Annotated in this window: 12 protein-coding genes; 6 read left to right on the forward strand and 6 right to left on the reverse strand. The window is 71.9% G+C overall.

Annotation, left to right across the window (positions count from 1 at the left end; translation table 11 throughout):
- Positions 1-5: 5 nt before the first annotated feature.
- Complete coding sequence (locus ACFVHK_RS01870) at positions 6-533, forward strand: low molecular weight protein-tyrosine-phosphatase (RefSeq protein WP_376927332.1); 528 nt, start codon at positions 6-8, stop codon at positions 531-533.
- Positions 530-1915 (forward strand): adenylosuccinate lyase, encoded by a 1386-nt coding sequence (gene purB / locus ACFVHK_RS01875; protein ID WP_376927333.1) that lies wholly within the window; start codon positions 530-532, stop codon positions 1913-1915. Before ACFVHK_RS01870 ends, purB begins: the two co-directional genes overlap by 4 nt.
- Positions 1916-2039: 124 nt before the next feature.
- Here the strand turns inward: purB and ACFVHK_RS01880 are convergent, their stop codons facing one another.
- The 5 genes from ACFVHK_RS01880 to ACFVHK_RS01900 all read right to left on the reverse strand — a co-directional run bounded on the left by ACFVHK_RS01880 (position 2040) and on the right by ACFVHK_RS01900 (position 7505).
- Positions 2040-2324, reverse strand: a complete 285-nt coding sequence (locus ACFVHK_RS01880) for a hypothetical protein (protein WP_376927334.1) — start codon at positions 2322-2324, stop codon at positions 2040-2042.
- Positions 2321-2926 (reverse strand): DUF308 domain-containing protein, encoded by a 606-nt coding sequence (locus ACFVHK_RS01885; RefSeq protein ID WP_376927335.1) that lies wholly within the window; start codon positions 2924-2926, stop codon positions 2321-2323. Before ACFVHK_RS01885 ends, ACFVHK_RS01880 begins: the two co-directional genes overlap by 4 nt.
- Positions 2927-3073: 147 nt before the next feature.
- Positions 3074-4486, reverse strand: a complete 1413-nt coding sequence (gene pntB / locus ACFVHK_RS01890) for a Re/Si-specific NAD(P)(+) transhydrogenase subunit beta (protein ID WP_376927336.1) — start codon at positions 4484-4486, stop codon at positions 3074-3076.
- Positions 4487-4525: 39 nt separating this feature from the next.
- Entirely contained in the window at positions 4526-6085 is a 1560-nt protein-coding gene (locus tag ACFVHK_RS01895) for a Re/Si-specific NAD(P)(+) transhydrogenase subunit alpha (protein ID WP_376927337.1), read from the reverse strand.
- Positions 6086-6308: 223 nt separating this feature from the next.
- Entirely contained in the window at positions 6309-7505 is a 1197-nt protein-coding gene (locus ACFVHK_RS01900) for an adenylate/guanylate cyclase domain-containing protein (RefSeq protein WP_376927338.1), read from the reverse strand.
- A 117-nt stretch (positions 7506-7622) separates the two neighbouring features.
- Here ACFVHK_RS01900 and ACFVHK_RS01905 point away from each other — a divergent pair, with 117 nt between their 5' ends.
- Complete coding sequence (locus ACFVHK_RS01905) at positions 7623-8339, forward strand: IclR family transcriptional regulator (protein ID WP_376927339.1); 717 nt, start codon at positions 7623-7625, stop codon at positions 8337-8339.
- A 48-nt stretch (positions 8340-8387) separates the two neighbouring features.
- On the opposite strand, the gene ACFVHK_RS01910 is transcribed toward ACFVHK_RS01905, so the two are convergent.
- A complete protein-coding gene (locus ACFVHK_RS01910; RefSeq protein ID WP_376927340.1) occupies positions 8388-10346 on the reverse strand; it encodes an FAD-dependent monooxygenase in 1959 nt (652 codons plus the stop codon).
- A 165-nt stretch (positions 10347-10511) separates the two neighbouring features.
- On the opposite strand from ACFVHK_RS01910, the gene ACFVHK_RS01915 reads away from it, so the two are divergent.
- The 3 genes from ACFVHK_RS01915 (at position 10512) to ACFVHK_RS01925 (ending at position 13668) form a co-directional block, all read left to right on the forward strand.
- A complete protein-coding gene (locus ACFVHK_RS01915; protein WP_376927341.1) occupies positions 10512-11858 on the forward strand; it encodes an aspartate aminotransferase family protein in 1347 nt (448 codons plus the stop codon).
- Positions 11859-11877: 19 nt separating this feature from the next.
- The gene (locus ACFVHK_RS01920) at positions 11878-13194 is read left to right on the forward strand and encodes an FAD-dependent oxidoreductase (RefSeq protein ID WP_376927342.1); all 1317 of its coding nucleotides are present in this window, start codon (positions 11878-11880) and stop codon (positions 13192-13194) included.
- Positions 13195-13296: 102 nt separating this feature from the next.
- Positions 13297-13668, forward strand: coding sequence for a hypothetical protein (locus ACFVHK_RS01925; RefSeq protein ID WP_376927343.1), 372 nt, complete (start codon positions 13297-13299; stop codon positions 13666-13668).
- The last annotated feature ends 78 nt before the right edge of the window (positions 13669-13746 follow it).

Raw genomic sequence — 13746 nt, forward strand, 5'->3', positions numbered from 1 at the left:
GTTCCATGACGCCTGCGGACCCCGCCGGGGAATCCGCGCAGCGCTTCCGAGTCTCGTTCGTGTGCACCGGCAACATCTGCCGGTCCCCGATGGCAGAGGTGGTGCTGCGCGCCCTCGCCGAACGTGCGGGGATCGCCGACCGCCTGGAGATCGTGTCCGCGGCGACGGGCGACTGGCACGTGGGGGAGCAGGCCGACCATCGCACGCTCGAGGCGCTCGAGCGTGCGGGGTACGACGGCAGCCGCCACCGCGCGCGCCAGTTCGACCCCGACGACTTCCCGATGCTCGACCTCGTGGTCGCCTTCGACCGCGGGCAGTCGCGCGTGCTGCGCAACTGGGCGCGCACGCCGGTCGACGCGCACAAGGTGCGCCTCCTGCTCGAGTTCGACCCGGAACTGACCCCGCTGCAGGACGTCCCCGACCCGTACTACAGCGACGATGCGACCTTCGACCGGGTTCTTGGGATGATAGAGCGGTCGACTCAGGCGCTCTTCCGGCAACTCGCGCCGGCTCTCAGACAAGGAAACCGATGACTTCGCTGCCTCCCCAGCCGCTCAGCCCGCTCGACGGGCGCTACCGCGCCGCCGTCGGCGAACTCGGCGAGCACCTGTCCGAGGCCGGCCTCAACCGGGCGCGCGTGCACGTCGAGGTCGAGTGGCTCATCGCGCAGACCGATCGCGGCTTCTTCGGCACGAGCCCCCTGGCGGATGACGCGAAGCAGGCGCTGCGCGCGGTCGTCACCGACTTCGGCCAGGCCGACATCGACGAGCTCGCCCGATTCGAGGCGACCACGCGCCACGACGTGAAGGCCGTCGAGTACTTCGTCCGCGGCAAGCTCGACGAGCTCGGGCTCTCGAACCTCGCCGAGCTGACGCACTTCGCGTGCACCAGCGAGGACATCAACAACCTCTCCTATGCGCTGACCGTGCGCGACGCCGTCGCACAGGTGTGGCTGCCGAAGTACCGGGCCGTCATCGCCAAGCTGATCGGTCTCGCCGAGGAGCACCGCGACGCCGCGATGCTCTCGCGCACGCACGGTCAGCCCGCGACCCCGACGACCATGGGCAAGGAGCTCGCGGTCGTCGCCTACCGCCTCGATCGCATCCTCCGCCAGGTCGAGGCGACCGAGTACCTCGGCAAGTTCTCCGGCGCGACCGGCACCTTCTCGGCGCACGTCGTCGCGGCGCCCGGCGTCGACTGGCCCACGGTCTCGCGCGAGTTCGTCGAGTCGCTCGGGCTCACCTGGAACCCGCTCACCACGCAGATCGAGTCGCACGACTGGCAGGCGGAGCTGTACGCCCGCATCTCGCACGCCAACCGAGTGCTGCACAACCTCGCGACCGACATCTGGACCTACATCTCGCTCGGCTACTTCCGCCAGATCCCGGCCGCCGGCGCGACGGGCTCGTCGACCATGCCGCACAAGGTCAACCCGATCCGCTTCGAGAACGCCGAGGCGAACCTCGAGCTCTCGAGCGCGATCCTCGACTCGCTCGCCGCGACGCTGGTCACGAGCCGCCTGCAGCGCGACCTCACCGACTCGAGCTCGCAGCGCAACATCGGCGTCGGCGTCGGCCACTCGGTGCTCGCGCTCGACAACATCCTCCGCGGGCTCGGCGAGATCGACCTCGACCGCGCCCTCCTGCTGGCGGACCTCGACGGCAATTGGGAGGTGCTCGGCGAGGCGATCCAGACCGTGATCCGCGCCGAGGTGGCCGCGGGCCGCTCGTCGATCGCCGACCCGTACGCGCTGCTCAAGGAGCTCACGCGCGGCAAGCGCGTCGGTGCGACGGAGCTCGCCGAGTTCGTCGGCGGCCTCGACGTCTCGGCCGACGCCAAGCAGCGGCTGCTCGCACTGACGCCCGCCACGTACACGGGCATCGCCGACGAGCTGGTCGACCGCCTGCGCGGGTAGCGCGCTCGCGTTCACGGACGATGTCCGGGGTGGAGCGCCGCGTGCTCCCGCGCTCCACCCCGGGAATCGCACTCGAATGGGTGCGGCGCGATGCCCTCGGGCGGGTGGCGCTCGGGCAGGCGGCTCAGTGCGGCGAGTCGCCGCCCTGCCGCCGCTCGGGGTCGCCGCCCGCGCCGTCGCCGTGCTCGCTCGAATTGGGCTTGACCGCCATGGAGAGCAGCGCGAGCACCATCAGCACGATGATGAAGACGCCGCCGAGCGTGATGAGCGTGAGCGTCCAGTCGCGCGTGCCGAACAGCACGATGAAGGCGGTGAAGACGGCGGCGATCGCGGCGCCGCCGACGTACTCGACGGGACGCAGCACGTCTCGCCGGCTCGGACGGTGGCCGCCGTCGGGGGAGTTGGTCACGATCGCTCCGATCCGGATGCCGCGTCGCCGGAGCCGCTCGGCTCGGTCGCGGCCCACTTCAACGACAACCCGCCGATCACGAGCAGCACGCCGGCCACGACGAGGTAGGCGCCGAAGAGGCCCACCGCGGTGACGGGATCGAGCGGGAGGAGGACGAATGCGAGGGCCAGCGCGGCGGTGAGCCCGCCGACGGCCAGCCAGTCGCGCGCCGCGGCGACGCGGCCGCGCGCACGGATCCCGGCGAAGAGCTCGAGGATGCCGGTGACGGCGGCCCAGACCGCCACCGTGAAGGTGAACGTGGCGACACCGGCAGAGGGGGTTCCGGCGAGCCAGAGGGCGACGAGGCCCGCAGCTGCCGTGATCACGCCGTTCGCCACGAAGGTGAGGCGAGCCGTGCGGTCGGCCACGAGCCGACCGGAGAGCGCGCCCACCACGACGCCCGCGACGATCGCCCACCAGCCGAAGACCGTGAGGCCGAGTGCGGCGGAGTGGTCCTGCGAGAACGTGATGACCACCGACGGGAGGATGGCGAGCGCCCCGCGGGTCACCGGGAGCAGCCAGGCGCCTGCGCGCTCGGGCGCGGCATCGCGGGCATCGGCCACGGCGACCTCTTTCGACTGGGGAACCGTTCAATCCTACGCGGGACGTCGCCCGGAGGATGCTGGGCGCCGAGCGCACGGCGACGGATGCCGCGACGCTGGCCGCGGCATCCGTCACCCCCTCAGCCGGTCACCGACCGGCCGTCTGCGTCAGAGCGACTTCAGGATGTCCTCGACGCGCTCCTTCGCGTCGCCGAACAGCATCTGCGCGTTGTCGCGGAAGAACAGCGGGTTCTGCACCCCGGCGTAGCCGGTCGACATCGAGCGCTTGAACACGATGACGTTGTCGGCCTCCCAGACCCGCAGCACCGGCATGCCCGCGATGGGGCTGCCCGGATCCTCGGCCGCGGCGGGGTTCACCGTGTCGTTCGCGCCGATGACGAGCACGACCGAGGTCGCCGCCAGGTCGTCGTTGATCTCGTCCATCTCCTCGACGATGTCGTACGGCACCTTCGCCTCGGCGAGCAGCACGTTCATGTGCCCGGGCAGGCGGCCGGCGACGGGGTGGATGCCGAAGCGCACGTCGATGCCGCGCTCGCGCAGTTTCGCCGTCAGCTCTGCAACCGGGTACTGGGCCTGCGCGACCGCCATGCCGTAGCCCGGCGTGATGATCACGCTGCTCGCGCCCTTCAGCATCTCCGCGGCGTCCACCGCCTGGATCTCGCTGTACTCCCCGAGGTCGCTGTCGGCCCTGGCGGGCGCCTCGATGCCGAAGCCACCCGCGATCACGGAGATGAACGAGCGGTTCATCGCCTTGCACATGATGTACGAGAGGTAGGCACCCGACGAGCCCACGAGCGCGCCGGTCACGATCAGGAGGTCGTTGTTCAGGAGGAAGCCGGCCGCGGCCGCCGCCCAGCCGGAGTAGCTGTTGAGCATCGAGATCACGACGGGCATGTCGCCGCCGCCGATCGAGGCGACGAGGTGCCAGCCGAGTGCGAACGCGAGCGCCGTCACGAGGACCAGCAGCCAGAGCTGCGAGTCCATGACGTACCAGACGGTCAGGCCCACGAACACGACCAGCGCGCCGAGGTTGAGCACGTTCTTCCCGGGCAGCACGAGCGGCGCCGACTTCATGCGCGCCGAGAGCTTCAGGAACGCGACGATCGAGCCCGTGAAGGTCACCCCGCCGATGAAGATCCCGATGAAGACCTCGGCGTGGTGGATGTCGGCGAGCGAGCCGTCGAGCGCCGGCGGGTCGAGGTGACCGTTCCATCCGACGATCACGGCCGCCAGGCCGACGAAGCTGTGCAGCAGCGCGATCAGCTCGGGCATGCCCGTCATCTCGACGATGCGCGCGCGCCACAGGCCGATCGACCCGCCGATGAGCACGGTGACGACGAGCAGGCCGAGGCCGAGCAGGGTGCCGGGCTGGTCCCACGCGCCCTGGAACGTCACCCAGATCGTGGCGACGAGCGCGATGGTCATGCCGGCGATGCCGTAGCCGACACCGGCTCGTGCGGTCTCGTGGCGACTCAGCCCGGCGAGGCTGAGGATGAAGAGCAGGGCCGCGACGATGTACGCGGCTCCGGCGATCGATTCGGGGGTCAGGGACTCAGGCAACAGGGGGCTCCTCGATGACGTCTTCGGTCGGTCCGCGGCTCAGCTGCTCGCCCGGTCGCCCTTGGCGAACATGGAGAGCATTCGCCGAGTCACCGCGAACCCGCCGAAGACGTTGATGCTGGCGATCAGGATGGCGATCGACGCGAGGACCTGCACCGCGAGGACCTCGCTGGTGACCTGCACGATGGCGCCGACGATGATGATGCCCGAGATCGCGTTGGTCACGCTCATGAGCGGCGTGTGCAGCGCGTGGGCGACCTTGCTGATCACGTAGAAGCCCGCCACCACCGCGAGCACGAACACCGTGATGTGCTGTGGGAGCGGCTGGGGGGCGAGGGCGTTGAGCAGGAACAGCCCCGCGATCCCGACCCCGATGAGCGCGGCGCGCCCGGCTGGGGAGAGCTGCCGCTTCGGCTTCGGGCGGTCGACGGATGCCGCGGCATCCGTCTTCGCCGCGGTCGCGGCGGGCGCCGCCGAGACCTGCACGGGCGGCGGCGGCCACGTCGTCTCGCCGTCCCGGACGACCGTGACCGACCGCTGCACGACGTCGTCGAAGTCGACCACGAGCTCGCCGTCCTTGCCCGGCGTGAGGAGCTTGACGAGGTTCACGAGGTTCGTGGCGTAGAGCTGCGACGCCTGGGTGGGCAGGCGCGAGGCGAGGTCGGTGTAGCCGAGGATGACGACCCCGTTCGGCGTGACGACCCGCTCGCCCGCGACCGAGCCCTCGACGTTGCCGCCCATGCCCGCCGCCATGTCGACGATGACGCTGCCGGGCTTCATGCTCGCGACATCCGCCGCGGTGATCAGGCGCGGCGCGGGACGACCCGGGATGAGGGCCGTCGTGATCACGATGTCCACGTCGCGCGCCTGCTCCGAGTAGATCTCGGCCGCGCGCCGGTCGTACGCCTCGCTCGTCGCCTTCGCGTACCCGTCGGTGGACTGCTCGACCTCGACCTCGACCTTCAGGTACTCGCCGCCGATCGATTTGACCTGGTCGGCGACCTCGGGCCGCGGGTCGGTCGCGCGCACGATCGCACCGAGGCTGGACGCGGCCCCGATCGCCGCGAGGCCGGCGACGCCCGCACCGGCGACGAGCACCTTCGCGGGCGGCACCTTGCCCGCCGCCGTCACCTGCCCGGTGAAGAAGCGGCCGAACTCGTGCGCGGCCTCGACGACCGCGCGGTAGCCGGCGATGTTCGCCATCGAGCTCAGCACGTCCATGGACTGCGCGCGCGAGATGCGCGGCACCGCGTCGAGCGCGAGTGCCGTGACGCCGCGCGCGGCGAGCGCCTCGACGAGGTCGGGTCGCAGCGCGGGGCTGAGCAGGCCGATGAGCGTGGTGCCGGGGGAGAGCGCCGCGATCTCGTCCGGGGCGGGCGGGTTGACCTTGAGCACGATCTCGCTCGCGAACGCGGCCTCGCGCGTGACGAGTCCGGCGCCCGCAGCGACGTACGCGTCGTCCGGGAACGACGACGCCTCGCCCGCTCCCGCCTCGACGACGACCTCGTAGCCGAGCCCGATCAACTGCTTCACGGTCGCCGGCGTGGCGGCGACCCGGGTCTCCGAGCCCTGCTCGGTGACGACGCCGATGCGCGTCATGCGTACTCCCTCTCATCGCCCGACCACGGGTCGGTGCGATGCGGCACCTCGTGGACGGGTCCGTGCGAGCACGTCGTCCGGTGGGGGCCGGAGCGGCGACGGTGCTGCACGCGATCACTTTAGGTGCCCGGATGGCGCCGACTCCATGTTTCGTGCTCCTCGACGCGGAAAGACCCCGCATTCTTTCGCGAATCGGAAAGAGCCGGTGCGGGGTCGGCCGCCCTCAGGCGAACTCGGCGCGGAAGAGGTGCATCGCGCCCGGCACGCCCTTGAGCTCCGCTGGTCCGACGTCGCGGTAGCTGATGCCCTCCTCGTCGCCGGCGTCGGCGACCGCCTGGGTGACGAGGACCTCGCCCGGTCGCGCGTAGTCGGCGATGCGCGATGCGAGGTTCACCGTCTGACCGAAGTAGTCGCCCTGCTGGTAGAGCACCGGGCCGGTGTGGAGGCCGACGTGGGCCGGCGGCAACCCGGCCGTCGTCAGCTCGTCCACCATCTCGAGCCCCGCCCGCACCGCGGGCCCGGGTTCGCGGAAGTGGAACATGACGCCGTCGCCCAGCCACTTGATGGGCTTGCCGCCGTGCCGCACCGAGCCGCGCTGCACGAGGCGCGCGAGCGTCGCGGCCAGGTCGGCGGCGGCCTCGTCGCCGCGCTCCTGGGTGAGTCGCGTGTACCCGGTGATGTCGAAGAAGCAGATCGCCGGCGGCCGTTCGAGGTGGCTGTGGATGCCGGCCCTCGCCATCAGCACCTCGAAGCCCTCGATGATGTTCGACGTCCACGCCCGCGCCTGCTGCGCGTGGTAGAGGCCGAGCATCGCCCGTTCCGCGAGCGGGGTGCTCCGATCTGCGAACTCGGGGTTGCCGATCTCGTCCGCCGATCTGCCCGCCGCCATGGCCGGCTCGACGACCTCGGCGTTCCACCACGCCGCTTCGGCCTCCGCCATCCGTCGGGTGCTCTCGCCTTGGACGCGGAGCAGTCGCTCGATGGATGCCGGCCGGAACCCCTCGGCGATCTGCAGTTCGAGGAAGGGCACCACGGCCATCTCGTCCTCGCGCATGAGGTCGTCGGGTGAGGGCAACGGCGAGCCGATCGCCTCACGGATCGTCGTGAGGAGGTCGATCGGCACCCCGGTGCGCTCGCTGACCTGCTGGAACGTCTCGCCGGTGAGCGGAGCGAATCGCTCGTACGCCTCCGCGTCGAAGAACCCGAGCGAGAGGGCGCCGTGCTCGAGCGCAGTGGCGAGTCGCTCCAGCGGAATGGCGACCTCCTCGAGCGACCGTGCCATCAGGATCCGTCGCACATCGCCCGCCGAGAAGCGATCCTGCCCCGTGGGTGCGATGATGCCGAGGCTCACCAAGCGCTCGACGTACGTGACGTCGACGCCGGCGCGGCCGGCCGCCTCCTCGCGTGAGAACCCGCTCACGCCGGTCAGCCTACTCGCGTGATGCCACCGGCCGTTCGGATTCCGCGCAACGCGTTCTACTATCGACCGAGTGCCCGCGTTCTTCCGGCTCGGGCGGCGACGTGACGGAGGATCGACGTGGACGCAGGCAAGCCGACCGCGCCGGCCGGATCGCAGACGCTGAGCCGGGGCATCCGCGTGCTCGAGGTGCTCGCCGACGCCGACCGCAACCTGACGATCGACGAGGTCGCCGCCGCCCTGCGCGTGCACCGTTCGGTCGCGTACCGGCTCGTGCGCACCCTCGAGGAGCACACGCTCGTCACGCGCGACGCAGCCGGCCGGCTCGCGCTCGGCACCGGGCTCGCCGCCCTCGCCGCCGGCGTCGCTCGCGACCTGCAGCAGGTCGCACTGCCCGAGCTCACCGAGGTCGCGAACGAGCTCGGCATGACCTGCCTCATCGCGGTGCTCGCCGACAACGAGGAGGCCGTCACGCTGCTCAGCGCAGCCCCGCGGCACACCATGACGGTCGTCTCGTACCGTCCGGGCCACCGGCATCCGATCACCCGCGGCGGTCCCGGCAAGGCGATCCTGCTCGCCATGCCCGAGAGCGCCTGGCCGGTCGACGTGCCCGACGCCCTGCGCGCCGAGATCGCCGAGAGCCGCGCCCGCGGCTACGCGCTGAGCCACGACGAGGTCGTGCCCTCGCTCCGGTCGGTCGCCGTGCCGCTCACCCTGCCGGGCCAGCCGCCCGCGGCCATCGCGGTCATCCACGTGTCGATGCCGCGGCCGGAGGGCGAGATCGCCGAACGGCTCGCCGCCGCGGCGCGCGCGGTGTCCCGCAGCTACGGGGCCTGAGCGCGCCGCGCGCGGTGACGGGTCGATCGATCGAAGCTCGGCACCCGCTCAGCGGCTGACGAGGTCGCCCTCGACGGCCGGGTCGGCCGAGGCATCCGTCACCGCCCGCTGCGGCAGCAGGTGCTGCGCGAAGAACGCCGCGAGGTCGTCGGTCGCCGTGAGCGGCAGGACGTTCGCCACGTACTGGTCGGGCCGCACCACGACGACGGCACCGTCGCGTGAGATGCCCCGCTCGTCGAAGATGTCGGTGGGGCACCACGTGCTCGGCCCGGCCGCGAACACCTTCTCCCAGTCCATGAGGGCGAACGGCCCGGTCCTCGGCCGGAACACCTCCGGCGCGGCCATGATGTCGACGCCCTCGTGCGGCTGCTGGTAGATCACCTTGACGTCGAACACGGCGTCGACGTCGAGCCCGTCCGGCGTGTACCGCGCCAGCGGGGCGTCGGGCGACGCCATCCATTCCGCCCAGTCCGCGAGGGCGGATGCCTCGCCGGCAGCGGGCGCGTCGGCGAACGCGTAGATCCGCCATCGTCCGTCGGCCCTCGCGTGGTGGCCCAGGTGCACGACGTTCCCGTCGCACACGAGCGACACCGGCGACGACTTGAAGCGCATGCCGATCGGGAACCCGGTGGCGAGCGCCTGGTGCGCCGCGTCGCCGGTGATCATCGACGGGCCGTAGTGCGTCATGAACCCCGACGGGAACTCGGCGGTGCCGAGGTAGTGCTTGGCCAGTTCCTGCGGGTCCGAGATCTCCTCCGGCTTGCGCGCCATGAGCGAGGACCATTCGCGGTCGAAGTCGATCAGCTGCTGCGCGACCGGCTGCCGTTCCGCCGAGTAGGTCGCGAGCAGGTCGGCGGGGGCCCGGCCGGTGACGACCGAGCCGAGCTTCCACCCGAGGTTGAACCCGTCCTGCATCGAGACGTTCATGCCCTGGCCGGCCTTCGCGCTGTGCGTGTGGCACGCGTCACCGGTGAGGAACACCCGCGGAGCGGCATCCTCCCCCTCTTCGCGATCGTCGAAGTGGTCGGTGACCCGATGACCGACCTCGTAGACGCTGAACCAGGCGACGTTGCGCACGTCGAGCGTGTACGGGTTCAGGATGTCGTTGGCCTTGGCGATGATCGTCTCGATCGGCGTCCGGCGCACCTCGTGGCTGTCGTCGGCCACCTCGCCGAGGTCGATGTACATGCGGGAGAGGTACCCGCCCTCGCGGGGGATGTGCAGGATGTTGCCCGCAACGGAGTTGATCGCGCACTTCGTGCGCCAGTCGGGGAAGTCGGTGTTCACGACCACGTCCATGACGCCCCACGCATGCGCCGAGCTGCCCCCGACGTGCTTGCGGCCGATCGCCTGGCGGACTCCGCTGCGGGCGCCGTCGCAGCCCACGACGTACTTGGCGCGCACCGTGCGCTCCTCGCCGGCGCGCTCGCCGGCGGTGTAGCGCACGCGGACTTCGACGGGGTGGTCGCCCGCGGATTCGGAGCCGTCTTCGTGCACGGTGAGTCCGGTGAACTCGACGCCGTAGTCGGGCACGATGCGGCCCGGCCCGTTGGCGGCGGCTTCGGCGAAGTAGTCGAGCACGCGCGCCTGGTTGACGATGAGGTGCGGGAACTCGCTGATCTTGTATCCGTAGTCCTCGGTGCGGGAGGTCCGGATGATGGTGTTCGGGTCTGCCGGGTCGGGACCCCAGAAGTTCATGTAGCCGATGTTGTAGGCCTCGGCGATGATGCGCTCGGCGAACCCGAACGCCTGGAACGTCTCGACGCTGCGCGGCTGGATGCCGTCGGCCTGGCCGAGCACGAGTCGCCCGTCACGGCGTTCGATGACGCGGGTGACGACATCGGGGTACTGCGAGAGCTGCGCGCCGAGCAGCATCCCGGCCGGGCCCGAGCCGACGACGAGCACATCGACCTCGTCGGGCAGTTCCCCGGGGCGGTCGATGCCGACGCCGGCGGCGGGCTTCACCCGGGGATCGCCGGACACGTATCCGTGGTGGTGGAACTGCACGTGTGCTCCTCACGTCGTCGTGATGTGATGTCGTTGCGTTCGATAATAGAATGTGTCTTTCGATTATCGCGCGTGGATATGGTAGGCCGCGATCCGCCCCGACACAAGCGGGCCTGTTCGCCGCGGGCTCTGGATGCTCCGGGGCCCGTGCGTTAGCGTCGCGTCATGTCGCTCGCCGAATCCTCCCGCCACCGCTCCGGCGCCGGCGATGACGCGTTCTGGTCCGACGTGGACCGTCACCTCATCCGCTACGGCGGCCGGTTCACGCCCGAGGTCATCGTGCGCGCCGAGGGCAGCTGGATCGAGACCGAAGGCGGGCGGCGCCTGCTCGACTTCACGTCGGGGCAGATGAGCTCGATCCTCGGCCACGCGCACCCCGAGATCGTGGCGACGGTCAGCCGGCAGGTGGCGACGCTCGACCACCTGTTCAGCGGCATGCTCTCCCGCCCGGTCGTCGACCTCGCCCGCCGCCTCGCCGACTCCCTGCCCGACCCGCTCGAGAAGGTGCTGCTCCTCACCACTGGCGCCGAGTCGAACGAGGCGGCGATCCGGATGGCGAAGCTCGTCACCGGGCGGCACGAGATCGTCTCGTTCGCCGGATCATGGCACGGCATGACGGCGGCAGCCGCCGGTGCCACCTACAGCTCGGGCCGCAAGGGCTACGGCCCGACGGCGCCGGGCAACTTCGCCATCCCCACCCCCAACGCCTACCGGCCCGACTTCACGACGCCCGACGGCGCGTTCGACTGGCGGAAGCAGCTCGACCACGCCTTCGCGCTCGTCGACGCCCAGTCGGTCGGCAGCCTCGCGGCGTGCATCGTCGAGCCGATACTGAGCTCGGGCGGCATCATCGAGCCGCCCCTCGGCTACCTCGCCGCACTGCAGGCGAAGTGCCGGGAACGGGGGATGCTGCTGATCCTCGACGAGGCGCAGACCGGGATGTGCCGGACGGGCACGTGGTACGCGTTCGAGCGCGACGGCGTCGTGCCCGACATCCTCACGCTGTCGAAGACGCTCGGCGCCGGGCTGCCGCTGGCGGCCGTCGTCACGAGTGCCGAGATCGAGGCCGAGGCCGCCGATCGCGGGTTCCTCTTCTTCACGACGCACGTGTCGGATCCGCTCGTCGCGGCCGTCGGCAACACGGTGCTCGACGTGCTCGAGCGCGATCGGATGGACGAGCGGGCCGCCACGCTCGGCGACCGGCTCCGGGCCGGGCTCCTCGACCTGCAGGCCCGGCACGAGGTCGTCGGCGACGTCCGCGGCCGCGGGCTGCTGCAGGGTGTCGAGCTCGTCCTCGACCGCGAGACGAAGGAGGGGTCGGACGAGCTCGGTGCGGGGGTCACCCGGCGGTGCCTCGAGCTCGGCCTGCACATGAACGTGGTCCAGCTGCGCGGCATGGGCGGGACGTTCCGCATCGCACCGCCGCTCACCTCGAGCGAGGCGGAGATCGACCTCGGCGTCGAGATCCTCGACCGCGCGATCGACGAGGTCTCGCAGGAGCTGCTCGGCTGAGCGGGCGGCGGACGGGCTGGTGGACGTGAGCGGGTCGGACGAGACCGACGTCGTGGTCGTCGGCGCCGGCCTCGCGGGGCTCCGCTGCGCGGCCCGCGTCGCCGCATCCGGCCTCGGCGTCACCGTGCTCGAGGCGGCCGACGAGGTCGGCGGCCGCCAGCGCACCGACGAGGTCGACGGCTTCCGCCTCGACCGCGGCTTCCAGGTGCTGAACCCGGCCTACCCGGCGGTGCGTCGCTGGGTCGACGTCGACGCCCTCGACCTGCGGAGGTTCCCGGTCGGCGTCGCGGTTCGCAGGTCGACGGGGGCGGATGTCGCGGTGCTCGCGCACCCGCTGCGGCATCCGGGCTCACTGGCGGCCACGCTGCGCAGTGGGCTGCTGGCGCCCCGCGACCTCGCCGCCGTCGTGCGGTGGCTCGCCCCGGTGATCGTGCGGCCGCGCTCGGTGATCGCCGGACCCGACCGGCCCCTCGCCGAGGCCTGGGACCGTCTCGGCCTGCGCGGCCCGCTCCGCACCGAGGTCCTCGAACCGTTCCTCGCCGGCGTCCTCGCCGACGACCGCGGCGACACCTCCGACGCGTTCGTGCGCCTGCTCATGCGCATGTTCGCACTCGGCGGGCCCGGACTGCCCGCCGCCGGTATCGGCGCGCTGCCCGCGCAGCTCGCGGCGGCGGCGCGCGTCGCCGGAGCGGACGTGCGCACGGGGGCCGCCGTCGAGCGGATCGGACCGCGCCGGCCGGCGGGCCGGGTGCACCTCGACCTCGCCGACGGCTCGAGCGTCGCGGCATCCGCCGTCGTCGTCGCCGTCGGCCCGGAGGCCGTCGCGAGCCTCGTCGACGTGCCGGCTCCGCAGACGCGCGGGCTGCAGACCCGGTGGTTCGCGGCCACCGAGCCGCCCACGGCGTCCGCCATGCTCGCCGTCGACGGGCGCCGAGCCGGCCCGATCGTGAACGCGGTCGTGCTCTCGCACACCGTCCCCGCCTCGGCGCCGAGCGGGATGCACCTCGTCGCGGCGACGAACCTGCTCCCGCGGGCCGCACGCACCGACCCCGCTGCGGCCCCCACGGAGGCGGACGTGCGCCGCCACCTCGGCGAGATCTGGGCGACGGATGCCTCCGGCTGGAGCCTGCTCCGACGCGACGACCTCCACGACGCGCTCCCCGCGCAGCTCCCACCCCTCCGCACGCGGCACCCCGCACGGCTGGGCGACGGGCTCTACGTCGCCGGCGACCACCGCGACACCGCGTCGATCCAGGGCGCGCTCGTCTCCGGCGATCGCGTCGGTCGGGCCGTGGTCCGCGACCTGCTCGGCCCGACCGGCGACGCCGGGCCGTGACGGGCGATCAGCCCGAGATCCTCATCACCGGCCGCGCCGTCGATCGACGCTTCATCGTCCGCATCTGGCCGCGTCGTCGGAAGGCGCGTACGGTCGGATCCCATGGGGAAGCTCATCGAGAACCTGGCGGAATCGGTCCCCTCGTGGGGCGCACGCATGGCGTACGGCGAGAAGGCCACAGTCGACGGGCAGGAGGCGGTGCCGGTCGCGTTCGTCGTCTTCGGCTTCGGCGCGGGCGAGGGCTCCGGCGACATGCCGGAGGGCGGCAGGGCCGTGGCCGGGCACGGCGAGGGCAGCGGCGGCGGGGGCGGCGGGTTCTCCGTGCCGATCGGCGCGTACATCAACGGCCCCGACGGCCTGCGCTTCCGGCCGAACACGATCGCCCTCGCGGTGGCCGCGGTGCCGCTGGTCTCGGCGATCGGCGGGGCACTGGCCTTGATCGTCGGCGCCGCCAGGTTCCGCGGCGTCCACTGACGCCGGTCGTCGTCCGTTTCGGCGGGTGAGCAGTGCTCTGCACCCGCGGATGCCGACGACGACGCCGGAGCCGCTCGA

This window comes from Agromyces binzhouensis (genome assembly GCF_042672355.1).
GTDB lineage: Bacteria > Actinomycetota > Actinomycetes > Actinomycetales > Microbacteriaceae > Agromyces > Agromyces binzhouensis.

Excerpts from the sequence above, each read along its gene's own strand:
- ACFVHK_RS01870 (WP_376927332.1), top strand. The coding sequence starts at position 6 with ATGACGCCTGCGGACCCCGCCGGGGAATCCGCGCAGCGCTTCCGAGTC.
- purB (WP_376927333.1), top strand. The coding sequence starts at position 530 with ATGACTTCGCTGCCTCCCCAGCCGCTCAGCCCGCTCGACGGGCGCTAC.
- ACFVHK_RS01895 (WP_376927337.1), bottom strand. The coding sequence starts at position 6,085 with ATGACGCGCATCGGCGTCGTCACCGAGCAGGGCTCGGAGACCCGGGTC.
- ACFVHK_RS01915 (WP_376927341.1), top strand. The coding sequence starts at position 10,512 with ATGTCGCTCGCCGAATCCTCCCGCCACCGCTCCGGCGCCGGCGATGAC.
- ACFVHK_RS01925 (WP_376927343.1), top strand. The coding sequence starts at position 13,297 with ATGGGGAAGCTCATCGAGAACCTGGCGGAATCGGTCCCCTCGTGGGGC.